At 64.3% G+C, this 20,110-nt stretch carries 28 protein-coding genes, 3 tRNA genes and 1 pseudogene; 11 read left to right on the plus strand and 21 right to left on the minus strand.

The window, feature by feature from the left end; genetic code table 11:
- Window positions 1-82: 82 nt before the first annotated feature.
- Window positions 83-406 (minus strand): hypothetical protein, encoded by a 324-nt coding sequence (locus tag WBP06_RS09130; RefSeq protein WP_395326870.1) that lies wholly within the window; start codon window positions 404-406, stop codon window positions 83-85.
- A gap of 163 nt (window positions 407-569) precedes the next feature.
- Between WBP06_RS09130 and WBP06_RS09135 the strand changes: the two genes are divergently transcribed.
- Window positions 570-2,351: an ABC-F family ATP-binding cassette domain-containing protein gene (locus WBP06_RS09135; RefSeq protein WP_395326871.1), complete on the plus strand. Its 1,782-nt coding sequence runs from the start codon at window positions 570-572 to the stop codon at window positions 2,349-2,351.
- A 3-nt stretch (window positions 2,352-2,354) separates the two neighbouring features.
- Here the strand turns inward: WBP06_RS09135 and WBP06_RS09140 are convergent, their stop codons facing one another.
- Together WBP06_RS09140 and WBP06_RS09145 are read right to left on the minus strand one after the other, a co-directional pair.
- The gene (locus WBP06_RS09140; protein WP_395326872.1) at window positions 2,355-3,596 is read right to left on the minus strand and encodes a glycosyltransferase; all 1,242 of its coding nucleotides are present in this window, start codon (window positions 3,594-3,596) and stop codon (window positions 2,355-2,357) included.
- Window positions 3,597-3,619: 23 nt separating this feature from the next.
- Window positions 3,620-4,192, minus strand: a complete 573-nt coding sequence (locus WBP06_RS09145; protein WP_395326873.1) for a helix-turn-helix domain-containing protein — start codon at window positions 4,190-4,192, stop codon at window positions 3,620-3,622.
- Between the two features lie 88 nt (window positions 4,193-4,280).
- Here WBP06_RS09145 and WBP06_RS09150 point away from each other — a divergent pair, with 88 nt between their 5' ends.
- Window positions 4,281-4,799 (plus strand): DUF6456 domain-containing protein, encoded by a 519-nt coding sequence (locus WBP06_RS09150; RefSeq protein ID WP_395326874.1) that lies wholly within the window; start codon window positions 4,281-4,283, stop codon window positions 4,797-4,799.
- 92 nt (window positions 4,800-4,891) lie between these two features.
- Here the strand turns inward: WBP06_RS09150 and secF are convergent, their stop codons facing one another.
- The 3 genes from secF to yajC are packed head-to-tail and all read right to left on the minus strand — an operon-like array spanning window position 4,892 to window position 7,887.
- Complete coding sequence (gene secF, locus WBP06_RS09155; RefSeq protein ID WP_395326875.1) at window positions 4,892-5,878, minus strand: protein translocase subunit SecF; 987 nt, start codon at window positions 5,876-5,878, stop codon at window positions 4,892-4,894.
- Between the two features lie 13 nt (window positions 5,879-5,891).
- Window positions 5,892-7,508: a protein translocase subunit SecD gene (secD, locus tag WBP06_RS09160; protein WP_395326876.1), complete on the minus strand. Its 1,617-nt coding sequence runs from the start codon at window positions 7,506-7,508 to the stop codon at window positions 5,892-5,894.
- A 40-nt stretch (window positions 7,509-7,548) separates the two neighbouring features.
- On the minus strand, window positions 7,549-7,887 hold the full coding sequence (yajC, locus tag WBP06_RS09165; RefSeq protein ID WP_395326877.1) for a preprotein translocase subunit YajC: 339 nt from the start codon (window positions 7,885-7,887) through the stop codon (window positions 7,549-7,551).
- Between the two features lie 174 nt (window positions 7,888-8,061).
- On the opposite strand from yajC, the gene WBP06_RS09170 reads away from it, so the two are divergent.
- The 5 genes from WBP06_RS09170 (at window position 8,062) to aroQ (ending at window position 9,829) form a co-directional block, all read left to right on the plus strand.
- The gene (locus WBP06_RS09170) at window positions 8,062-8,220 is read left to right on the plus strand and encodes a hypothetical protein (RefSeq protein WP_395326878.1); all 159 of its coding nucleotides are present in this window, start codon (window positions 8,062-8,064) and stop codon (window positions 8,218-8,220) included.
- Window positions 8,211-8,287, plus strand: a tRNA-Pro gene (locus WBP06_RS09175). The genes WBP06_RS09170 and WBP06_RS09175 overlap by 10 nt, the downstream gene beginning before the upstream one ends.
- A gap of 128 nt (window positions 8,288-8,415) precedes the next feature.
- Complete coding sequence (locus WBP06_RS09180) at window positions 8,416-8,829, plus strand: holin family protein (RefSeq protein ID WP_395326879.1); 414 nt, start codon at window positions 8,416-8,418, stop codon at window positions 8,827-8,829.
- A gap of 72 nt (window positions 8,830-8,901) precedes the next feature.
- The gene (locus WBP06_RS09185) at window positions 8,902-9,291 is read left to right on the plus strand and encodes a hypothetical protein (protein ID WP_395326880.1); all 390 of its coding nucleotides are present in this window, start codon (window positions 8,902-8,904) and stop codon (window positions 9,289-9,291) included.
- A gap of 100 nt (window positions 9,292-9,391) precedes the next feature.
- The gene (gene aroQ, locus WBP06_RS09190) at window positions 9,392-9,829 is read left to right on the plus strand and encodes a type II 3-dehydroquinate dehydratase (protein ID WP_395326881.1); all 438 of its coding nucleotides are present in this window, start codon (window positions 9,392-9,394) and stop codon (window positions 9,827-9,829) included.
- Window positions 9,830-9,872: 43 nt separating this feature from the next.
- On the opposite strand, the gene WBP06_RS09195 is transcribed toward aroQ, so the two are convergent.
- Window positions 9,873-10,340: an Lrp/AsnC family transcriptional regulator gene (locus tag WBP06_RS09195; RefSeq protein WP_132385696.1), complete on the minus strand. Its 468-nt coding sequence runs from the start codon at window positions 10,338-10,340 to the stop codon at window positions 9,873-9,875.
- Window positions 10,341-10,646: 306 nt separating this feature from the next.
- On the opposite strand from WBP06_RS09195, the gene WBP06_RS09200 reads away from it, so the two are divergent.
- The 3 genes from WBP06_RS09200 (at window position 10,647) to WBP06_RS09210 (ending at window position 13,700) form a co-directional block, all read left to right on the plus strand.
- A complete protein-coding gene (locus WBP06_RS09200; protein ID WP_395326882.1) occupies window positions 10,647-12,509 on the plus strand; it encodes a sensor histidine kinase in 1,863 nt (620 codons plus the stop codon).
- A 47-nt stretch (window positions 12,510-12,556) separates the two neighbouring features.
- Complete coding sequence (locus tag WBP06_RS09205) at window positions 12,557-13,561, plus strand: polysaccharide deacetylase family protein (RefSeq protein ID WP_395326883.1); 1,005 nt, start codon at window positions 12,557-12,559, stop codon at window positions 13,559-13,561.
- A 63-nt stretch (window positions 13,562-13,624) separates the two neighbouring features.
- Window positions 13,625-13,700 (plus strand) — tRNA-Ile (locus tag WBP06_RS09210).
- On the opposite strand, the gene WBP06_RS09215 is transcribed toward WBP06_RS09210, so the two are convergent.
- The gene (locus WBP06_RS09215) at window positions 13,666-13,800 is read right to left on the minus strand and encodes a hypothetical protein (RefSeq protein ID WP_395326884.1); all 135 of its coding nucleotides are present in this window, start codon (window positions 13,798-13,800) and stop codon (window positions 13,666-13,668) included. The genes WBP06_RS09210 and WBP06_RS09215 overlap by 35 nt on opposite strands.
- Here WBP06_RS09215 and WBP06_RS09220 point away from each other — a divergent pair.
- Window positions 13,755-13,855, plus strand: a tRNA-Pro gene (locus WBP06_RS09220). The genes WBP06_RS09215 and WBP06_RS09220 overlap by 46 nt on opposite strands.
- 76 nt (window positions 13,856-13,931) lie before the next feature.
- On the opposite strand, the pseudogene WBP06_RS09225 reads toward WBP06_RS09220, so the two are convergent.
- The 13 genes and pseudogenes from WBP06_RS09225 to WBP06_RS09285 form a co-directional block, all read right to left on the minus strand.
- A pseudogene (locus WBP06_RS09225) lies at window positions 13,932-14,963 on the minus strand (tyrosine-type recombinase/integrase); the annotation flags it as partial.
- Entirely contained in the window at window positions 14,960-15,235 is a 276-nt protein-coding gene (locus tag WBP06_RS09230; RefSeq protein ID WP_395326885.1) for a helix-turn-helix domain-containing protein, read from the minus strand. The gene WBP06_RS09230 and the pseudogene WBP06_RS09225, both read right to left, overlap by 4 nt.
- Window positions 15,232-15,537 (minus strand): hypothetical protein, encoded by a 306-nt coding sequence (locus WBP06_RS09235; RefSeq protein ID WP_395326886.1) that lies wholly within the window; start codon window positions 15,535-15,537, stop codon window positions 15,232-15,234. Before WBP06_RS09235 ends, WBP06_RS09230 begins: the two co-directional genes overlap by 4 nt.
- Entirely contained in the window at window positions 15,534-16,154 is a 621-nt protein-coding gene (locus WBP06_RS09240; protein ID WP_395326887.1) for a hypothetical protein, read from the minus strand. The genes WBP06_RS09235 and WBP06_RS09240 overlap by 4 nt, the downstream gene beginning before the upstream one ends.
- Complete coding sequence (locus WBP06_RS09245) at window positions 16,151-16,816, minus strand: HNH endonuclease (protein WP_395326888.1); 666 nt, start codon at window positions 16,814-16,816, stop codon at window positions 16,151-16,153. Before WBP06_RS09245 ends, WBP06_RS09240 begins: the two co-directional genes overlap by 4 nt.
- Complete coding sequence (locus tag WBP06_RS09250) at window positions 16,803-17,048, minus strand: hypothetical protein (RefSeq protein WP_395326889.1); 246 nt, start codon at window positions 17,046-17,048, stop codon at window positions 16,803-16,805. Before WBP06_RS09250 ends, WBP06_RS09245 begins: the two co-directional genes overlap by 14 nt.
- Window positions 17,045-17,416, minus strand: a complete 372-nt coding sequence (locus WBP06_RS09255) for a hypothetical protein (protein WP_395326890.1) — start codon at window positions 17,414-17,416, stop codon at window positions 17,045-17,047. Before WBP06_RS09255 ends, WBP06_RS09250 begins: the two co-directional genes overlap by 4 nt.
- Complete coding sequence (locus tag WBP06_RS09260; RefSeq protein WP_395326891.1) at window positions 17,413-17,688, minus strand: hypothetical protein; 276 nt, start codon at window positions 17,686-17,688, stop codon at window positions 17,413-17,415. The genes WBP06_RS09255 and WBP06_RS09260 overlap by 4 nt, the downstream gene beginning before the upstream one ends.
- Complete coding sequence (locus WBP06_RS09265; RefSeq protein ID WP_395326892.1) at window positions 17,685-17,981, minus strand: hypothetical protein; 297 nt, start codon at window positions 17,979-17,981, stop codon at window positions 17,685-17,687. Before WBP06_RS09265 ends, WBP06_RS09260 begins: the two co-directional genes overlap by 4 nt.
- The gene (locus WBP06_RS09270; protein WP_395326893.1) at window positions 17,978-18,994 is read right to left on the minus strand and encodes a phage Gp37/Gp68 family protein; all 1,017 of its coding nucleotides are present in this window, start codon (window positions 18,992-18,994) and stop codon (window positions 17,978-17,980) included. Before WBP06_RS09270 ends, WBP06_RS09265 begins: the two co-directional genes overlap by 4 nt.
- Window positions 18,994-19,332 carry a hypothetical protein gene (locus WBP06_RS09275; protein WP_395326894.1) on the minus strand — a complete coding sequence of 113 codons (339 nt, stop codon included), beginning with the start codon at window positions 19,330-19,332 and terminating at the stop codon, window positions 18,994-18,996. The genes WBP06_RS09270 and WBP06_RS09275 overlap by 1 nt, the downstream gene beginning before the upstream one ends.
- The gene (locus WBP06_RS09280) at window positions 19,329-19,730 is read right to left on the minus strand and encodes a recombination protein NinB (RefSeq protein WP_395326895.1); all 402 of its coding nucleotides are present in this window, start codon (window positions 19,728-19,730) and stop codon (window positions 19,329-19,331) included. Before WBP06_RS09280 ends, WBP06_RS09275 begins: the two co-directional genes overlap by 4 nt.
- Window positions 19,723-20,109, minus strand: a complete 387-nt coding sequence (locus tag WBP06_RS09285) for a hypothetical protein (protein WP_395326896.1) — start codon at window positions 20,107-20,109, stop codon at window positions 19,723-19,725. The genes WBP06_RS09280 and WBP06_RS09285 overlap by 8 nt, the downstream gene beginning before the upstream one ends.
- Window position 20,110: the final 1 nt, after the last annotated feature.

The raw sequence follows: 20,110 nt of genomic DNA on the forward strand, positions 1-20,110 counted from the left end.
GCCCGAAAGCGTCAAGCGATCCCGCCGGCCGGCGAAATGTAAAGGGCGAAATGCCCATGCCGGACCGTGCAGGGCCGCTCGTTCAGCGGGATTGCCCGATCACCCGGCCGGTGCGGGCATCGACATCGACGAAATATACCTTTCCGTTCTGGATGAACTTCAGCCGATAGGCCATCGCGGCCGGATCGTAGTCCGGCCCCAGGTACTGCATCCCGCCCATGCGCGGCAGCACCAACTGCTCGATCTGGCGGATCGAGAGGATATTGCCGGCCTTGCGCTCGCGGCGCGCCTCACCCTGATCGCCGCCCGGATCGGCGGCGTGGGCGCAAAGCGTGGGCGCCACCAACGCAAACGCAGCAACGAGGACTGAGCCCGGTATCGCAAGGATGGAGACGAAGCGTTTCATAATGATCTGGGTGCCTAAGCACCGGGGCTTGAACAAGTCCTGAATGTGGCGGGAAGGCGGCACCGGCTGAAATGTGTTGCACGAATCCCACGCTTATCTTGCAACCTCCGGCCCCAGAGGCCGCTTGCCAGCCCCCCGCCCCTGCCTGTAGGGCGCCTGCATCATGGCAATTGCACCGATCCTAAGCTGGGAGGGCCTCGGCCTCATCCAGGGCTCCGGCTGGCTCTTCAAAGACCTCGACATCAACATCGCCCCGCGCGACCGGCTGGCCCTGATCGGCCGCAACGGCGCGGGCAAGACCACGCTGCTGAAGCTGATCGCCGGCACCGTGGATGCGGACAAGGGCACTCGATCCGTCCAGCCCGGCACCCGCGTGGTGACGCTGGAGCAGGATCCGTTCTTCACCGGCTTCGACACCCTGCTGGATTTCGCGATCCACGGCGACGATGCGCCACCGCGCCACGAAGTGGAGGCCATTGCCGACCAACTGGGCGTGGACCTTTCGCGTGAGGCCAAGAGCGCGTCGGGCGGTGAGCGTCGGCGCGCCGCGCTATGCCGCGCCCTCGCCTCGGAACCCGACCTGCTGCTGCTGGACGAGCCGACCAACCACTTGGATCTTGCTGCGATCGATTGGCTGGAATCCTGGCTGCAGCGCTACAACGGCGCCTTCGTGGTGATCAGCCACGACCGTACGTTCCTGACGCGCCTGACCAATGCCACGCTCTGGCTCGATCGTGGCGGCCTGCGCCGCCGCGATATCGGCTTCGGCGGGTACGAGGCCTGGGAAGACGAAGTCTACGCAGAGGAAGCGCGCGCTGCTGCCAAGCTGGACGCCAAGCTGAAGATCGAGGCGCACTGGCTGGAACGCGGCGTCACCGCGCGGCGCAAGCGCAACCAGGGCCGCCTTGCCAAGCTTTGGGAAATGCGCGCCCAGCGCGCCTCGATGATGGGCCCGCAAGGTGCGGCCAAGCTGGCCGTGGTTGCGGATGACAGCAAGACCAAGTCGGTGATCGTTGCCGAGCATGTCACGAAGAAATTCGGGGACCGGACGATCATCAAGGATTTCAACTTGCGCATCCAGCGCGGCGACCGCATCGGCGTGGTCGGCGCCAACGGTTCGGGCAAGACCACGCTCCTGAAGCTCCTGATGGGTGAAATCCAGCCCGATCAGGGCACGGTGACCCGCGCGGCGACGCTGGACGCCACCGTCATCGATCAGCAGCGCAGCCGGATGAACCCGGAAATGCGCATCCGCGACGTGCTGGCAGAGGGCGGCGACTGGATCGACGTGGTCGGCGTGCGCAAGCATATCCAAGGCTATCTCAAGGACTTCCTGTTCGATCCCGGCCTTGTCGAAGCGAAAGTCGGCACGCTTTCGGGCGGGGAACGCTCGCGCCTGCTGTTCGCTCGCGAGTTTGCCCGCACCTCCAACCTGCTGGTGCTGGACGAGCCGACCAACGACCTCGACCTCGAAACGCTGGACCTGCTGCAGGAAGTGATCGCGGACTACGACGGCACCGTGCTGATCGTCAGCCACGATCGTGACTTCCTGGATCGCACCGTCAACGTCACGCTGGGCCTCGACGGTTCGGGCCATATCGACGTGATCGCGGGTGGCTATGCCGACTGGGAAGCCAAGCGCCGTCAGCGCACCAGCGCGGGCAAGAAGGCCAAGGCCGAAGGAGCGGCTCCGCCCCCTCCCCCGCCGCCGAAGAAGGGCAAGCTGTCCTACAAGGACCAGCGCGACTACGAACTGCTGCCCAAGAAGATCGAGGAACTGGAAGCGGCCATCGTGCGCGACGAAGCGACGCTGGCGGATCCGGCGCTCTACACCCGCGATCCCGGCAAGTTCGCCAGCCTCACCGCCGCCATCGACAAGGCGCGGGGCGAGAAGGACGCGGCCGAGGAACGCTGGCTGGAACTGGCCGAACAGGTAGAGGGATAAGCGTCAGGACGCCTTCGCGGCGTCCTGAACATCCCCTTGCGGATCCCCGGTGACGGGATTGCCATCCAGCACCGCGCGCCAGAAACGCACCAGATTCTGTGCGTTCACGCCCCACGAGAAGCGGGAGACATTGGCCGAAACCTGCTCCTGATCGGGCGGCTCGGCCAGAATCTCGCGCACGGCATTGGCAATGGCGTCCGGCGTCCGCTCTGCCAGACGACCTGCACTGGGATTCTGCACCACTTCGCGCGCACCACCGATATCGGGGATGACGATCGGCGTGCCGCAGGCCAGCCCCTCGATCCAGACATTGGCAAGCCCCTCGCTGGCCGAGGGCAGCACCAGCACATCGGCGGCGCAAAGCAGGTGCGGCAACAGATCATGCCCGACCTGCCCCAGAAACTGCACCCGATCCGCTACACCTAGAGAGCGCGCCAAGGCGCGCAGGGCGCGCTCGTCTTCACCCACGCCGGCCAGGGCCAGCCGCACGCCGGGCAATTGGGCCAGCGCCTCGATCACCAGCCGCTGCCCTTTGCGGGGAATCAGCGAGCCGGGGGTTACGAGCAACGGCCCCTCGGACCAGACGCCCAGGTCGGGCAAGGCCGATACCAGCGCGCGCGCCGCCCCGCGTTCGATCGGGTGGAACCGCTCACGATCCAGGCCGGTGTAATGCACGGCAATGCGGTCCGCCGGCATGCCCAGCGCGATCATGTCCGTGCGCAGCGCCTCGCTCACCGCCAGCAATCCGGCCGCCTGATGCGCAGCGGCCAGCATCTGCTTCAACGCCGCAGGGCGCTGCCCCCAGTAGTGAATATCCGCACCGCGCGACTTGATGGTCAGTGGCAGGCCCAGTTCGCGCGCCACGATCCCAGCGGCGGGGCCATCAGGGAAAAAGAACTGCGCATCGACCAGATCGAACGGCTGTTCCGCATGAAGCTGGCGGGCCAGCGGCAGTACCGCCTTGGCAATCCGGTGCGGATTGCTGTCTCCGCCGATTTTCGGGATCAGCGTGAATTTGGGATAGAGCACTTCGATGCCCGATGCATCGCTCGCTTCCGGCAGCGCGCCCAGCGCGTCGTAGGGCTTGCGCCGGGACAACGGCCAGGGCGGAACGCCGACCGGGCTGACCATCACAAGGTCCACCGCGCAATTGGCGACAACCGCACGCATCTGGTTGCCCACGAAGATGCCGAAGGACGGCCTGGCGGGATTGGGAAATAGCGTGGCAATCGAGAGAACGCGCATGACGTGCCTTTACGCGGGAGAAGTTAGAGCTTTCTGACCAGCATCTCCGCAACCGCCAGCCATTGCGGATGTTCCACCGCAACTTGCGCGCGAGCGGCTGCCGGAGGCGACAGCACGACGCCCTCCCCGCCGCAATCGATCAGTCGGCCGAATGCGAAGCGACCGGCCGGGCGCGGCACCAGCACATCGCGATTGAGCAGTCGCGCCGCCTGCGCGGGGGGATATTGCCGCATCCATACCTGGTCCCCTGCGCGATACTCACCCGAAGATGCCTCCACATCCAGCACCAGCCATGGCGCATCGGCAGCAAGTTCGCTGGGCAGCACGGCCTCGCGCCGGGCGTGCGGCGCCTCCGCCCCGGCATCGGTCAGCACCGCCACGATCATCGCCGGCTCGCGCGTTTCGCTGCGCAGCAGAAGCTCCGGATCGACCTCCAGAGCGGCGGCGATCCGGTTCATCCAGCCCAGCGACAGCGTGCGCATTCCTGTCTCCAGCCGCCCGATGGTCTGCGCCGTCGTCGCAGGTCGGCAAGCGGCGGCCACATCGACCAGCGTCAGCCCCTTCTGCTGGCGAATGTCGCGGATGCGATTGATCAAGCGGGCCTCCGGAATAACCAATTAGGTTTCTTCTTTCCTACATGCGATCCGTTTTGGCAAGTTTCGCGCGTACATAAGGGAGGCATCGATGAAGCAACATCTGGTCCAACGCGAACTGACTTGCGAAGGCATCGCCCCCATCGGTGGCGGTACCGGCGCGGGTGGCGGGGCCGCCAATGGGGCCAGCGGCAAGGCGCGCCGTCGTCGCACGGTGACGGTCAACGCCGCCGAGTCCGCCCTCTCCTGGCTGCATGCGCGCGGTCACTTGAGCGATCGCCGCTTCGCCGCCGGCGAACTGCTGCGCGCCGACTGGGAACGCGCCCAACTCGCCCCGCGCGTGACGATGCGGTGGGAGCCGGTGCGAATCGGCGGCGGCTCCGGCGCGGATCTGACTCCGGGCGAACGTCAGATCGCCGCCAAGGCGCGGTTCGACGGTGCCGTCGCGACGGCGGGGCCCGGCCTTGAAGATGTGCTGTGGCGCGTGGTCTGCGCGGGCGAAACGCTTCCCCTCGCCGAAAAGGCGCTGGGCTGGCCGGTTCGCAGTGGAAAGCTGGTCTTGGGTCTCGCACTCGATCGGGTGGCGGACTTCTACCGGCTTGCGAAGTAACGCCCCGCATACAACGGAAAAGGGGCCACTCCCTGCCGGGAATGGCCCCTTTCCTGTTTTAAGCCGGAATCGAAGTCAGGCCGAAACGCGCATCAAGGACGCGCGCTGCGTTCCCGCGCAAGGCGTTCCTGACGGTCGATCTCGCTCTCCGCCTTCACGAAGGAGTCCGACTTCACGCCAAGCCAGATCAAGATCGGCGCGGACATGAAGATCGAGCTGTAGGTACCGATGAAGATGCCCAGCGTGATCGCCGCAGTGAAGCCGAAGATCACCTCCGGACCCAGGAACAGCAGCGAGACGAGCATGATCAGCACCGACAGCGACGTGGCGACCGTGCGCGACAGCGTCTCGTTCACCGAGAGGTCGAGCAGTTCGTTCATCGGCATGCGCCGGTACTTCTTCATGTTCTCACGGATGCGGTCGTAGACGACGATCTTGTCGTTCAGCGAGTAACCCAACAGCGTCAGCAGCGCGGCCACGATGTTGAGGTCAAACTCCATCTGCGTCAGCGAGAACATGCCCACGGTCAGCAGGATGTCCTGCACCAGCGCGAACAGTGCGCCGGCCGCGAACTGCCATTCGAAGCGAATCCAGATGTAGATCGAGATGCAGACCATCGCCAGGCCCAGCGCGAGCATGCCGGTGTGGAACAGTTCGCCCGAAACCTTGCCCGAGACCGAATCGACGCCGTCGACGCGGGCGTCGGCAAAGTCGTGGCGGACCTTCTCGGTGATCTTCCGCGCCATGCCGTCGGCCAGCTTCGGATTGTCCTCAGCCCCCTTCGGCAGCTTCATGCGGATCGAGACTTCGTTCGGCTTGCCGAAGGTCTGGATCGTGGGTTCGCCGAAGCCCAGCGAATCGACGCTCTTGCGCAAGGCGGAAACCGGCGCGGTGGCGCTCTGTTCGAACGTCACGCGGATCATCTGGCCGGCGACGAAGTCGACGCCCAGATTCAACCCATGCGTGAAGAGCAGCACGATCGACGCAGCCATCGCGAGCAGGTTGGTGATGAAGAACGGCCACTGCCAGCGCAGGAAGTGGATGTTCGTGTTATCGGGAATGAGCTTTAGGAGCTTCATGCGCCTGGTACCTTTATACGTTCAGGTCGCTGGGACGGGCGCGACGCAGCCAGCCCGCAACCCACATCCGGCTCATCGTCACGGCGGTGAACACCGAAGTGGCGATGCCGATCATGAGGACGACCGCGAAACCGCGAACCGGGCCCGATCCGAAGGCGAACATCAGCACGGCCGAAATGGCGTTGGTGATGTTGGCATCGAAGATGGCGCGGCTCGCTTCCTTGTAGCCCAGTTCCACCGACTGCACGACGCGACGGCCACGATGGCGTTCCTCGCGGATACGCTCGTTGATCAGCACGTTGGCGTCGACGGCGGCGCCGATGGTCAGCACGAAGCCGGCGATGCCCGGCAGCGTGAGCGTGGTGCCCAGCAATGCCATGATGCCCAGGATCATCAACACGTTGAAGATCAGCGCGAGGTTCGCATAGGCGCCGAAGCGGCCGTAGGTCAGGAAGATGAACAGCATCAGCAGAACGGTGCCGACGCCCATGGCGACGATGCCCTTCTGGATCGAATCGGCGCCAAGATCCGGACCGACAGTGCGCTCCTCGACCACGGTCAGGTCGACCGGCAGCGCGCCCGAACGCAACGCAATGGCAAGCTGGGTTGCCGACTGGACCGTGAAGCTGCCCGAAATCTGCGCGCCGCCGCCCAAGATGGGCTCGCGGATGCTGGGGGCCGAAAGCACCTTGCCGTCAAGGATGATGGCGAAGCGCTTGCCGACGTTCTGGGTGGTCAGCTTGGCGAACTTCTCGCCGCCCTGCTGGTTGAAGGTGATGGAGACGACCGGTGCATTGGTCTTCTGCTCGAAGCCCTGCTTGGCATCGGTCAGCTCATCGCCCTTGATGCCGCCCAGACGCTTCACCGCGATCACGGGAACGCCCTGCGATGCCGGATCCTTGGGATCGGCCCAGGGGACGACTTCCGAACCCGGCGGGACGATGCCCTTTGCCAGGTCGCTGGGGACGGCGGTTTCGTCCACCATCTTGAATTCGAGCTTGGCAGTCTGGCCCAGCAGGTTCTTCAGCGCCTGCGGGTCCTGAAGACCGGGCACCTGCACGTCGATGCGGGTACCACCCAGGCGGCGAATGTCGGGCTCCTTGGTGCCCAGCGCGTCGATACGCTTGCGCACCACCTCGACCGCGGTCTGCATCGCGTTGCTGATCGCAAGATCGATGCCGGCCTGGGTCGGCACGAGGATGAAGCGGTTGCTGTCCTGAACCGTGATGTCCCAGTCACGCTGGCCGGTCAGGCCCGCGCCGGAGGTCAGCGGCAGAATCGCTTCGCGCGCGGCATCCACTTGCGCAGGATCGCGCACGGTGAAGCTGAGCTTGCCGCCGGTGCTGGATACGTCGCCGATGGCGATGACCGGCTGGGCCTGGCCCAGGCGGGTGCGCACGGATTCTTCCATGCCTTCCAGGCGCTGCTGGGCAACCTGGTCGCGATTGGCTTCCAGCAGCAGGCGGCTGCCGCCGGCAAGGTCCAGGCCGAGGTTGATCTTGGGATGCGGCAGCGCGCTGGGCCAGGTCAGATTCGGCGACAGCGATACCAGCGAAGGCAGGGCGCAGGCGCAGAAGAACAGCGTCAGCGCCCAATACCAGGCCTTCTTCCAGGTGGGAAATTCGAGCATAGCCTCAGGCTTCTCTTTTTATGGTTTTAGGGCCGAAGCCTCAATCGTTGGCGGGCTTGGAGCCGGCGGGCGGGATCACGTCGACGATGGTCGACTTCACGGCCTTCACCTTCACACCCTGCGCCAGTTCGATGTCGACATAGTTGTCGTCCACGCGAAGCACCTTGCCGACGAAACCGCCGCCAGTCAGCACTTCGTCACCCTTCTTGAGCTCGGAAAGCTTGTTCCGGTGGTCCTTCTGCTGCTTCATCTGCGGACGCAGGATAAGGAACCAGAAGATCGCGGCCATCGGGATGAAGATCCCGAAGTTCGCGATAAACGAACCAACTCCACTTGGGGCGGCTGTGGCGGCAAGCAGGTTGATGATCGAGCTTTGCATTGAGATGGAAGGCCTTCTTGTCGTTTCGTCCCGGCGCGAATAGCGCGTTGCATCGGATCTGCCGCACGCCCCGCCCCGAAAACCCTCGCCGGATTCATCGGATGGGCGCGGTTAGCAATAAAGCGGAAGTCTGGCAACGCGGGCCCGAAAGCCCTCCCCCCGGATCACCGGCAGATGGCCATCATCCCCGACACTTCAAGACTGCGCCAAGAGTTCTCGGGCCCCGACAAATTCATCCACAGCCTTGGCGTGGCGACCGCAAAGAAAGTGGCGAAAGGACGCTTGCGCTATCTGATCGAGGTGCCTATAGGCCGCGCTCCGGTCGGGACGTAGCGCAGCCTGGTAGCGCATCACACTGGGGGTGTGGGGGTCGGAGGTTCGAATCCTCTCGTCCCGACCAAAATTTTCCGAACATCGTCGATTGAGAAAATTCCCCCTTCGGGGACCTGCCGACGCTCGGCAATTTTCCTACACGAACCGATTTGGTTATCTGGTTGCAGGCAACAATCCGAAACGGAGTGCCTGCTCATGCCCCTGCTCGATTCCCTGATCGCCCCGGTCGCCAAGATCATCGACAAGGTCATCCCCGACCCCGAAGCGCGCGACCGCGCCAAGCTGGAACTGCTGCAACTGCAGAACACGCAGGAACTGGACCTGCTGCAGACCAGCCTTTCAGCCATTGTCGCCGAAGCCAATGCCGCCGATCCCTGGACCAGCCGCGCGCGGCCCAGCTTCCTTTATGTGATATACATCCTGCTGCTGTGGTCGCTGCCGATGGGCCTGATCGGCGCCTGGAGCCCCGCCACCGCGACAGCCATCGCCAGCGCCATGACCGCCTATCTCAATGGCATTCCCGAACCGCTCTACGCCCTCTTCGGCACCGGCTATCTGGGCTATTCGGCGATGCGCCAGTGGGGCAAGACCAGGGGCTCCGATCGCTAACATTCCGCTAACGCTTGATTGATAGAACTCCTCGCAAGCGGCCGAGAAGGCTGTCTTGCGAGGAGCGTCTGCGTGTTTCGGAATGTCCTGCCATCGATACTGCTTGCGCCGGCATTGATGCTGGCCGGATGTGGTCAGAGCCGCGAGGCGGAACTCGAACAGCAACTTGCCGCAGCCAAGGCCGAAGCGCAGGCCGCCAATGAATCCGCCGCGCGTGCCAATTCTGCCGAGAAAAAAGCGCGAGCGTCCGCCGATCTTGCCAAGTTCTATGGTGGCGAGGAAATCACGCCCGACGATCCGCAGGAGAAGCAGAAGGCCGACGATACGCCCGTAGACAACGCAGCAGCGCCAGTCCCCGCTGCTGCGGGCACCGCGCCGGCCGCGGGCTCACCGGTCGTTCCGTTGACACCCATCCAGGAGGGGCCGTTCCGCGTCGGCCAACCGCCCGCCCCCGTCGGCTGAACGCGCCCCGGCCGCTTGGCAGGCCGCGCGCAACTGCGCTAGACGGGCGCCGCCGAGCGCGCCTCCTGCGCGCCGATGACATCTTAGGGATATTCGCGAAATGGCAGCCAGGCTGGTCTATGTACTGAACGGCCCCAACCTCAACCGGCTGGGCCTTCGCGAGCCCGGCATCTACGGTTCGCAGACGCTGGACGATATCGCCGCGATGCTGGTCGAGCGCGGCGAGGCGCTGGATTTCGAAGTCGACGTGCGCCAGTCGAATCACGAAGGGCATCTGGTCGACTGGCTGCACGAAGCGGAGGACAAGGGCGTCCATGCCGTGCTGCTGAACGCCGGCGCCTACACGCACACCTCGATCGCGCTGCATGACGCGATCCGCGCGATCAAGGTGCCGGTGATCGAAGTGCACCTCTCCAACCCGCACACGCGCGAGGAATTCCGGCACAAGTCCTGGGTTGGCATGGCCGCCAAGGGAACCGTGGCCGGATTCGGGGCGCAGAGCTACATCGTTGCGCTGGAAGCGGCGGCGGGGTTGTAAGAGAGGCTTTTGAGGCCGTCATGGAGAGGATGCGCGAATGCGCTTACCCCTCCAGCGGCACGCCCGGCACGTTCTTGGCGGTGCGGATCGTCAGCGAAGTCTTCACGCTGTCCACGTTCGGCGCGGGCGTCAGCTTGCTGGTGAGGAATTCCTGGAAGCTCTGCAGGTCGCGGCTGACGATCTTCAGGATGAAGTCGATCTCGCCATTGAGCATATGGCACTCACGCACTTCGGGCAGGCCCTTCATGTGGTCTTCGAACGCCCGTAGCGATTCTTCGGCCTGGCTCTTCAGGCTGACCAGCGCGAAGACCGTGATCGTGAAGCCCAGTTTAGAGGCATCAAGGTCGGCATGATAACCCTGGATGATCCCCGATTCCTCAAGGCTGCGCACGCGGCGAAGGCACGGCGGCGCCGTCAGGCCGACGCGCTGCGCCAGTTCGACGTTGGTAATTCGGCCTTCGCTTTGCAGCTCCGCCAGAAGGCGGCGGTCGATTTCATCGAGATTGATCATGCGAATCTTTCCTTGCGGGCGCACCGGCGTCGTCCGGCCTGTAACTTCCACTCGAAAACGCTTGCGCCCCTGTAATATTATTATCCCTTAACGTAATCGTCCGGCATTGCAACGCCTAGAATCCGTCGACTTCCCCTGTCTGCACAGTTTGCTAGATGTTATGCTGCCTCGCCGTCATGTGTCGGATGGCCGGTGACCTATCCTTAAGCGATTGGGCTTAGGAAGGAGCCGGAGGGGTAAAGCAGTGTGAGTCTTGAGGTCCGATGCCCATTGGCGGATGGGCGGCCGGACCGGTTTGGAGCATGAATGCATTTCGACGATCGTCTTGCCACGGTATTGCGACTGCCGACCACGGGCGAGGCTCTGGCGCGTATCCAGTATCGGCAACTGGTGGACATTCTCGGCCGGCTTCCGGCCAATGCCCGGTCGTGGGCGGTTGCCGCAGGTTTTGCGCAACTGCGCGAACTGGACAAGGTGATCCCCGCAGCGGACCGAGCGCGCCTGCTCGCGCAGCCGCTGCAACCGCTTGGCAATCCCCGCCTTCTCGCACGACTGGCCGAAGCCGAACCGCAAGTTGCCACGGCTGCGGTGCGTACGGCCAAGCTTCCCGAAGACACCTGGCTGACGCTGATCCCGGCGCTGCCCATCCGGGCGCGCGGCATCCTGCGTCACCGCCAGGATCTGGGCCCCAAGGTGGACGCGCTGCTGGAACGGCTGGGCGTTCAGGACCGCGCGCTGCCACCGGTCGACGCGCTGGAACTCGACAACCTGTTGGAAGTCGAGGGCGAGGTGACGGTCGAAGCACCGCTGCACGTCGCCCCCGAACCGGAGGCAGAACCGGAAGCAACCGTCGCCGCCGCTCCGCCGCCGCAACCCGCGCCGCCGATTCGCACCGCCGAAACCACGCCTTTCGCGGAATTCGAACAGGCAGCTGCCTCATTGGGCGTTGCCCCGCCGCCGACCAATACGGAAGCCGGTATCGGCGCGATCGTCCGCCGCATCGAGGAATTTCGCAAGGCCCGCGAAGCGCTGGGCAACGGACACCACGGCCATGACGGCCCGTTCGACACTCCGCGCCTGTCGCTGGGCGATGCCGCACCGATCCAGCCGCGTGCGCCGGCCGCGATCGATTTCAGCACCGACGCCCACGGCCGCGTCTCCTGGGTGGATGGCGTCCACGCACCGTCGCTGATCGGGCTGGACCTCTCAGGCATGGGAGAGCCCGCCGCTGCGTCGCCCGCCGCCGAACCCCCTGCCGGCATCGCTTCCGCCATGCGCCATCGCCTGCCCCTGCGGGCAGCGCAGATCGAGATCAGCGGCGCCTCCGCCGTGCGCGGCTTGTGGCAGGTGGACGCGGTGCCCCGCTTCGATCCCGCCAACGGCAGCTTCATCGGCTATGTCGGCCGCCTGCGCCGCCCCGCCGTGCTGGCCGCCGTCGGTGCCGCCGTGGAGGGCCATGGCGAGGCCGATCGCCTGCGCCAGATCCTGCATGAACTGCGCACCCCGGCCAATGCGATCCAGGTTGCAGCAGAGATCATCCAGCAGCAGCTCTATGGCCCCGCTCCTCACGAATATCGCGCGCTGGCCGCTGCGATTGCCGGCGATTGCGCGCATATCCTTGCCGGTTTCGAGGAACTGGACCGGCTCGTCCGCCTGGAAACCGGCGTGCTTGGGTTGGAATCGGGCGAATGCGATCTGGCCGCCGTGCTGGCGGAAACGATCAATCGCCTGAAAGCCTGGACGGAACCGCGCCATAGCGGCTTCGCCCTGCCCGCCGCCGGCACCCTGCCGATCCCGCTGGACCGCACGGAGACGGAGCGGCTGGTCTGGCGTCTGTTCGCGGTGCTGGCCGGCTCGACCGCGTTCGAGGAAGTGTTGGCGGTGGAATACCAGACCGATCGCGATGGCGTGGTCCTTGGCATCGCCCTGCCCGCTTCGCTGGCCGCGCGCATGGACGATCACTTCCATGAAACGCCAACCGGCGACCGCGGCAGCGCGCTTTCCACCGGCATGTTCGGGATCGGCTTCACGCTGCGCCTTGCCGCTGCCGAGGCTGCCGCCGCGGGTGGCAGCCTGAAGCGCGCCGGCTCGTTCCTGGAACTACGCCTGCCCGGGTTGACCGCGCGGGATGCGGACCATAGCCATTCATCGCAGAGCCGCGCGCTCTGAACCTTGTCGCCCTGCCGGATGCGACCCGATCGGGGGAATTATCAGTCTTGTCGGGGCCCAATCTCCTTCACCCGCCCGAACCGCAGGCCTTCGCCCGTTTCCGGGACGATTTCGGCCAGCGCTTCATCGTCACCGTCGATACCGAGGAGGAGTTCGACTGGGACGCGCCGCTCGATCGTGACCGGTACAGCACCGTCACGGTTTCCGCGCTGCGCCAGTTCCAGGAGTTCTGCGAGGGGTTCGGGGTAAAGCCCACCTATCTGGTGGACTATCCCGTTGCCGATTCGCCGCGCGCGCCGGAAGCGATCGGTGAGGCGGTCAGCGCCGGCCGCGCCGATATCGGCGTGCAACTGCACCCCTGGGTCAGCCCGCCGTTCGACGAAGACGTGAACGAGTTCAACTCCTACGCCGGCAACCTGCCTTTCGAACTGGAGCGCGAGAAGTTCGGCCGCCTCCACGCCCGCATCGTCGAGGCATTCGGCACGGCGCCGCGCATCTATCGCGCCGGCCGCTACGGACTGGGGCCGCGCACGCACGAGATTCTGGCCGAACACGGCATCGCCATCGACAGTTCGGTACGCGCGCGGTTCGATTACAGCAGCACCGGCGGCGCAAACTATCGTGACCATCCGCTGCGCCCGTACTGGGTCGATGCCGATCGACGGCTCCTCGAACTGCCGCTCACCACGGTCTACTGGGGCCCGCTGCGCCAGATGGGCAACGTGATCTACCCGCACCTGTGGCGCACGCCGCAGATGCGCGGCGTGCTTGCCCGCACCGGCCTGCTGGAACGCATCGCGTTGACGCCGGAGGGAATCAGCGTGGACGAAGCCCTGCGCGGCGTGGACATCGCGATCGACGATGGTTTGCCGGTGCTGGTATTTTCTTTCCACAGTCCTTCGCTGGCCCCCGGCCACACGCCCTATGTACAGAATGTCGGGGATCTTGAGGGTTTGTACGATTGGTGGCGCCAACTTTTCACGCATCTGGCCCGCCGCGGCGTGCGTCCGACCAGCGTTGGTGAAATCATGGACGCCGTAGCGCTTGCCTAGTGCCGCGCGCCAAGCTAACGGGCTTTTCACCCGGCGACGTCGATGGCGCCGGGAACGGTACGGGGGCCTGTAGCTCAGCGGTTAGAGCTGGCCGCTCATAACGGCTAGGTCGCGGGTTCGAATCCTGCCGGGCCCACCATTACCGAGGTTGGGCCGAACACCGGCTCTGCCGGAACATCGACGACCGAAGGGTCGGGGAGTAGCGCAGCCCGGTAGCGCGCCTGCTTTGGGAGCAGCATTACTTGACCCTCCTAAGGTTAGGTTTTCTGCGGGTTTGAGCGGCAATCTCCCCGACCGCTTCGGGACTATTCCGGGACTGCTCGACATCTGCCATCGCGGCGCGAATATCGTCGTCGCCGACGTGAGCGTAACGCGCCGTTGTTTCAATGCGCGTGTGCCCCAGCAGCTTCTGCGTCACCTTCAAATTTGATGCCCGGGTGATTCGGCTCGCTGCAGTGTGCCGTAGGTCATGGAACCTGAAGTCGGTGATTCCCGCTTCGCGCAGAGCCTTGTACCATTTGCGGTTCCAGCCCTCTTCGCTGAACGGATATCGCTCGCCCTTGATTCTGCGCGGCCGATCATCGCGCGGTGGCGCCGGACGTTCGCAAACATAGGTGAATACGAACGGACCGACCTTGGGGCGATTGGCGATGATTTGCTTCATCCGGTCTGACAGCGGGAACTCGTGCCAGACATCGCCCTTGGTGTGAACCGATGCCGTGCCGTTGCGGAGATCTACCTTCGACCACAGCAGCGTGACGACTGCCTTGCGACGCGCGCCGGATAACAACGCAAATTCGACCAGGTCGGCCATATCGGGATAATTCTCGACAAGCACTGCGAACAAACGAGCCTCTTCCTCAGGGCTCGCCTCGCGGACACGCTCCTTCGGCTCCTTCAGCTTGTGGCTGTTCCAGTCGATCGGCTCCTCGGCCACCTTGTACTTCTTCGCCAGGAAGCGGTACGCGCGCCGGAGCAGTTCGGTTTCGCGGTTCACAGTGGCCGCCGATACCGGTGGCCGTATCTCGCCCCTCTTTATGCGCCTGTTCGGGAATGAAGGTTCAATGCGACGGATGGCGACCATCTTCGCAACTTCGATATCGCCGATGTCTTGAAGCAAGGTGCCGCCACCTACCAGGCGAAGAATGTTGCCAAGCTGGAACCACGTGTCTTTTGAATTGCGGTCGAATTTTCCTTTGGCCTGCCAGTAGATGCCAATCCCCTCGTCGAGGCTGATCGACGGCTTCCCCTTCTTGCCGGTCGCGACTTCGGTGCGGTGATCTCGCTCGAACCGCTCAGCATCGCGCTTCGACTTGCAGTTCGTGGAGCCGTGATAGCGGACGCCGCGATATTGATAGTCGAAGTGGTAGTAAGGGCTGGCTTTGGGCTTGTAGACGGTCATGGCCTACTCAACTGGCTGAAGGGGATGATCTGGCCTCCGGCTGTCGGACCTTTGACGATGCGACGCCGACCCTTGGCATTCGGGTCAGTAGCAGGCCGTTCAGTCCGCAGCCGAGTGGCAACATACGCCGCACAGTCTTCCGGCCGATAGGCGATCTTGCGCGCGGTCAGGGCGACATATTGGATCGCGCCCTTCGCCCGAAGTTCCCGCAGCGTGCGGGGCGCGATACGGAGCATGTCCGCAGCCTCCTTCTCGGTCAGCAGTGCCGTCACGCCGATTTCTCCATTTTCTTGATGACCCGATGCTGCCGGGCATACCGAGGCGATACGATCTTCCCGTTCAGCGCCCGGTGGGTCAGACTTCCGTGCTCGATCCAGTCCATCGGCAGCTCAAAGAAGCCGCCATTGATCCAAGGCTCGATGTGCTCGGGATGATCAGCCAGGTACGATATGAGATGGCCGGCGGTTTCCATGGCTCCAACACCGGCTTGGTTCGCGAAGCCTGCAGAGCGCTTTGCCACTAATTCGATGAAGCGGGCCGGTCCCCAGTCCGCTAGGCGTTCTTCCATGCTCATAGGTAGTCCTCCGGCTTCTCCAGCCTCTTCCGGCAAGGTGCGATCCAGCGCAGTTTCGTGTCGGCCGCCCGATCAACCCAGACCAGCCACGCATAAGCGGTGGCGGTCGATCCATCGGGAGAGAGCTTGCCCTTGTGCATCACGACCCGTTCAGTGAACTGGAGCACGTGGCTGGGCGGCCTCTTAGCGAACAGTCGTTCGAAGCGCCCCTTCCCTTCCAGGAACGCGGCGCGGACGATCACCGCCACGCAGTCGCTCGATTCCAGGGCCCGCTCGATGAACTGTTCGGCTAGGCGGAACGGTGGGTTCGTGATCGTCCAATCTACTGGGGTAGGTAGAGGGCCAAAGAGGTAGTCCTCCACTGCGAAGCCAGCGCCATAATCATGAACATCGGCGGCATAAACGGTCGCGAAATACTCGGATAGCGGCTTGACCATGTGCCCGCGGTTGGCCGCAGGTTCACGGCAGCTGTCATAGCGGAGGTCTTCGCGAACGTTCGCCTTAATCCACTCGCACAGCGCGCGCGTCGCCCACGGCGGGGTGGGAAAGTCTTCGAGGCTGTCTCGTGCTTCCCGGCGCTGCTGCATGACCGCGCTGCTGGTGTTCTGGCCGCTCATGCTGCGCGAGCTTTCCGCCGTTCACGCGCGGCGTGCTCCAGCTTCGCCACAGCAAGCACTGCCGGCTTCAACTCATCGGGAGCGTCATCAAACGCCAGCTTACGGCGGTACTGGTTCCCACCCGCGAGGCGCGGCAGGAGGGCGCGTGGAACGGCCTCCCAGTTCGTTGGGTCAGTGTTGGCCTTGTCGCCTAGGCACTTGAGCGCGTAGCCCTCCGGAAGCGGGCCGTGCGCGGCCTCCCACTCGACCAGGTGGATAGCGCGCCAGCGCGACTTCAGTGGCATTCCGTCGTGAATCTTGCGCTCACGGTATCCATCTTTGCTGATGCGCTCCGTACCAACGGGCTTGTAGAGCTTAACGGCCACGCCTGAGCGTTGGCCTCGCTTGAACTGGGTACGCTGCGCGTTGGGGTGCCGCCCGCCAGTACCTGGGGCACATTTCTTGCCCCTGTTGTGCGGTACGGTTCCCTTCTCGAAGTGTCCCGTTCGGCCCGTGCTCCAGCCAAGGCGCTTGCGCCGAGAGTGGAGATTAACGGAGGTCACATCATCACGAGCGAAGGCAGCGACGAACCCAGCGTGATATTCCGAGATCGGCAATAGCCGGTTGGCCTCAAGCCATGCCTGCTCTTCGTGGCTGTAGCTGATCCACTTACCCTTCGGCATCGGTCTTTCCGATCATGGTGAGCATGGGCTTGAAGCGGTCGCCGTGATTGGCGAGGATCGTCACAGCCTTCAGCTGGAGATCCGCGTTACGAATGATCTGGTCGGCCACCTCGACGATTGCGTCGGCGCGCTTCGCCTCCAATTCGATCTTGTCCGCGTCGAGGCTCTCGTCGCCCAGGCGCTCCAGCTGCATGAAAAGGTGGTCGTTGAGGTCGGTAAGCTTGTTTTTCATGCCGCTTCTCCGAAAAGGTCCATCTGCTGCGGACCGTCGATAAGTTCTTGGCACCATTCCCGGATCTTCGGCGCGAGCTTGCAGTCGCTGCTCTCCATCGAGCGCAGCAGTTGCCGAGCCTCGTCTGCGATGCATGCCTGCCGGTCGGTATGGTCGCCGCCCTGGCGGGTGCGGTGACCCTTGGTGAGCGGCCCTGCGCCGCCGCGCTGGTCCGTACCTCCAAGCTGATAGCGCTTGGCTCCGAGCCAGACGCCATCTACTTCCAGCACGAATATCTCGGCGTAGACGTACTGCTTGGCACCCGGCCATGCGATGCACTCAGCGGCATCCTTGGGATAGACGCCATTCTCGTTCGGCTCGACGCTCACGCCATCGCCTCCCGCATGCGATCTCTCGCTTTGATGTTCCCTACGATGTGGTTGTACTTCTCGCGGGTGGTGCGCAGGATATCGCCAACGGACTGCCACCCCCGCGCCGTCTTGTCGCATACCCGGATGCCCAGCTCGTTCTCCAGATCGAGCGCGATCGCATCCCGCTCAACGTCGGTGAGGCGGAGTTCCTCGAAGGTGGATTCCTCGGTGACGGGGTGAAGCGTGTAAGCCTGCACTACCTGGGTCACCTCTACGGTGAAGGTTTTCATGCGACACCTCGGGCTTTGGCAACGAGTGCTATTGCTTCCGCAATCTCCTGCTTTTCATGGCCTTTCGCGAAGATCGGATTGTCCTTCGCGCGGCGTTCCACGAATGCCAGAAGTTCCGGCGCGGCGGCGATCAGGGCAGCGTTGGCCTCCCACTGGTCCTGCGTCGTCCCAACGTTACCGACTTCGCAGATAAGAGACCGATCAGCGCCACAAACGCGCGGCATCCGGTTGATTGGCAATCCACGCTCGGTGGTCCAAGGCCCCGGCGTATGCTCAGTGCGGGTGTCGGTCATGCCGAGGCTCCTTCCGGATATCCGTCGTGCTGGACGCCATCGAGCAGGCGACCGGCGCGCTTCTTGCCGATCTGGACCATCGCCTTGCCGCCGATGAACTGCTGGCGACCACGGATGCGATCAGGAAGGTCGTTCCAATCCATGCCGATGTGGTCGAAGTCCGAGAATTCACCCCACTGCTTGAACAGGAAGGGCACTCCTGTCTCCTCGCACTGGTCGCGCAGGCTGCGAGCCCAGTCCGGGTGCATCGGGCGCGCATGAGGCCCGCTTTCCCCGCCAGCGATGACCCAATCCAGCGTTCGCACGTCGCACGTGACGGATGCCGGTTCGCCGTCGTCGGAATAAGGGCCATGATCCGTCACGATCTGCACAGCGCGATTCCAGGGGCATTGCTCCCCGCGCGGGACGCGATCACTGGCGCAACGGTTGCCGTACCCTTCGCCGTCGTCGCATCCCTGACAGGTCAGGTCCGGGTTCAGCCATGGCTCGATGTTCACCTCGGCAAGCAGAGGTTCCATGGACAGGAACCGGAAACGCGGCCCGTTGGTCTGGAGCAGCTTCGGAATGTCGCGGTCAGCTTCGAGTTGATTGACGATCGTCGCGCCCAGCCAGACATTGCCCGGAAGTCCGCCAGCGACATCGGCCATCTTCGCGACGTTGCCGATGCGCTTCGTCACCAGCAGCCAGTCTAGGTGAGGCGTCTCGCGGATCAGCTGGAACAGCTCGGCGCGCCACTCGGCAGGAACCTCGTTATCGAACACGTCGGCCAGCGAGGCGCAGAACACGCGATACCGGATTCCGGCAGCAGCTGCCTTGCGGTTCCACGCGCGCGGCTGCTTCCACGTCGATGCAGCGGTGTGGCGGCGTTCCTCACCCGGTCCCCACTTCACGCCGAGGCGGACGGTAGCGAGGTCGGCAGCGTAGCAGTTGTCGCAGCCCGGCCCGACCTTCGTGCAGCCGATCCACGGGTTGAAGGTGTGGTGGGTCCACTCGATTGCGCTGTTCTCAGCCATCAGAGCTCGCCTCCGATAGGATCGCCAAGGCTGCCGGGCTGCCCGCTGAGTTCGAAGCGAGCCTTTTCCGCCAGAGCGGTGAGCCGCGCCTTATGGCTGGCAATGGTCGCTTCGATCACCGGGATAGCCAGCTGATACGGGACGTGCAGGATGCGGCGGCTGCTTTCGCCGCTCGGGATGCCCATCTCGAGGGTATGGCGCCGACGGCCGAAAACGTCGCGGATGTCGACGTTCTCGAAATTGTCGATCGCCTTCTTGACGTCGTCGAGCAGCTTTTCAGCGGCATCGATATCGCGATACATCACGGCGATGTCGGTGGCAGTTTCGGGCGAGATCACGCGGCTTTCCTTTCGGCAGGATCGGTCCACTCGATGCCGTGCTCGGCGCCGAAGGCGTACAGGCTCTCGATGAGATCGCTCATCTGGCGAACCGTGAGGTGGGAGGAGCGGAAGCCGGTGTTCACGACGCCATCGCCGGTAAGCGAGGGCTCCCACTTGGCCTGGTGGCCGAGCGCATCCATGAACAAGCTCTTCCAGATCTCAGGCTTGAGGACGCGGCCCATCGGCTTCGCGCGGCTGATGTCCGACAGCATTGCGTGCATCTTGGCGTTCTGGTCCAAGGTGCGGGTGGCCTCGCGGATATTGAGGACCGCCCGTTCGGGGGCGCGGTCGATCAGCTGATGCGCGAGGCGGCGCACGCCCTCGTTCGCCAGGATGAGGGTCTGCCCTTTAGCCATTGCGATGCTCCCGGATTTCCTTGCGGCGCGGCGAGGCGTCGCAGAGACTATCGATCAGCTTCTCGACAGACTGACCGCTGGCAGTCTGGTAGGCGCGCCAGAACGACTGTTCGCCGATCTCGTGCTGCTGGCGGTGGTGGCCGATAAAATCGAGGTCGGCCCCGCAGAGCGGCACCGCGCGGTAGTCGTCCGGCTTCTGACCCATGCCTGCCCCACTTCCGATGCGGACATGTGCCGCCTCGGTCGGAGCACGCTGGCAGCCAGGCCATGCGCAATGGAAGGACCGGACGAACGAAAGGTGCGCCTGCGATTTCCAGCGACCAGAGCGGCGCTCCTTCTTCGGAGCCGGCTCTTTGAACTTGCGGGGAGGAAGTGCCATT

Origin of the sequence: Novosphingobium mississippiense (assembly GCF_044029535.1) — a bacterium.
Taxonomy (GTDB): domain Bacteria; phylum Pseudomonadota; class Alphaproteobacteria; order Sphingomonadales; family Sphingomonadaceae; genus Novosphingobium.

Excerpts from the sequence above, each read along its gene's own strand:
- WBP06_RS09150 (WP_395326874.1), top strand. The coding sequence starts at position 4,281 with ATGAAGCAACATCTGGTCCAACGCGAACTGACTTGCGAAGGCATCGCC.
- WBP06_RS09240 (WP_395326887.1), bottom strand. The coding sequence starts at position 16,154 with ATGAGCGGCCAGAACACCAGCAGCGCGGTCATGCAGCAGCGCCGGGAA.
- WBP06_RS09280 (WP_395326895.1), bottom strand. The coding sequence starts at position 19,730 with ATGGCTAAAGGGCAGACCCTCATCCTGGCGAACGAGGGCGTGCGCCGC.
- WBP06_RS09285 (WP_395326896.1), bottom strand. The coding sequence starts at position 20,109 with ATGGCACTTCCTCCCCGCAAGTTCAAAGAGCCGGCTCCGAAGAAGGAG.
- WBP06_RS09140 (WP_395326872.1), bottom strand. The coding sequence starts at position 3,596 with ATGCGCGTTCTCTCGATTGCCACGCTATTTCCCAATCCCGCCAGGCCG.
- WBP06_RS09265 (WP_395326892.1), bottom strand. The coding sequence starts at position 17,981 with ATGACCGACACCCGCACTGAGCATACGCCGGGGCCTTGGACCACCGAG.
- WBP06_RS09135 (WP_395326871.1), top strand. The coding sequence starts at position 570 with ATGGCAATTGCACCGATCCTAAGCTGGGAGGGCCTCGGCCTCATCCAG.
- WBP06_RS09180 (WP_395326879.1), top strand. The coding sequence starts at position 8,416 with ATGCCCCTGCTCGATTCCCTGATCGCCCCGGTCGCCAAGATCATCGAC.
- WBP06_RS09200 (WP_395326882.1), top strand. The coding sequence starts at position 10,647 with ATGCATTTCGACGATCGTCTTGCCACGGTATTGCGACTGCCGACCACG.
- WBP06_RS09235 (WP_395326886.1), bottom strand. The coding sequence starts at position 15,537 with ATGAGCATGGAAGAACGCCTAGCGGACTGGGGACCGGCCCGCTTCATC.
- WBP06_RS09270 (WP_395326893.1), bottom strand. The coding sequence starts at position 18,994 with ATGGCTGAGAACAGCGCAATCGAGTGGACCCACCACACCTTCAACCCG.
- WBP06_RS09170 (WP_395326878.1), top strand. The coding sequence starts at position 8,062 with ATGGCCATCATCCCCGACACTTCAAGACTGCGCCAAGAGTTCTCGGGC.
- yajC (WP_395326877.1), bottom strand. The coding sequence starts at position 7,887 with ATGCAAAGCTCGATCATCAACCTGCTTGCCGCCACAGCCGCCCCAAGT.
- WBP06_RS09245 (WP_395326888.1), bottom strand. The coding sequence starts at position 16,816 with ATGCCGAAGGGTAAGTGGATCAGCTACAGCCACGAAGAGCAGGCATGG.
- WBP06_RS09130 (WP_395326870.1), bottom strand. The coding sequence starts at position 406 with ATGAAACGCTTCGTCTCCATCCTTGCGATACCGGGCTCAGTCCTCGTT.
- secF (WP_395326875.1), bottom strand. The coding sequence starts at position 5,878 with ATGAAGCTCCTAAAGCTCATTCCCGATAACACGAACATCCACTTCCTG.
- WBP06_RS09215 (WP_395326884.1), bottom strand. The coding sequence starts at position 13,800 with ATGCTGCTCCCAAAGCAGGCGCGCTACCGGGCTGCGCTACTCCCCGAC.
- WBP06_RS09250 (WP_395326889.1), bottom strand. The coding sequence starts at position 17,048 with ATGAAAAACAAGCTTACCGACCTCAACGACCACCTTTTCATGCAGCTG.
- WBP06_RS09195 (WP_132385696.1), bottom strand. The coding sequence starts at position 10,340 with ATGATCAATCTCGATGAAATCGACCGCCGCCTTCTGGCGGAGCTGCAA.
- WBP06_RS09260 (WP_395326891.1), bottom strand. The coding sequence starts at position 17,688 with ATGAAAACCTTCACCGTAGAGGTGACCCAGGTAGTGCAGGCTTACACG.
- secD (WP_395326876.1), bottom strand. The coding sequence starts at position 7,508 with ATGCTCGAATTTCCCACCTGGAAGAAGGCCTGGTATTGGGCGCTGACG.
- aroQ (WP_395326881.1), top strand. The coding sequence starts at position 9,392 with ATGGCAGCCAGGCTGGTCTATGTACTGAACGGCCCCAACCTCAACCGG.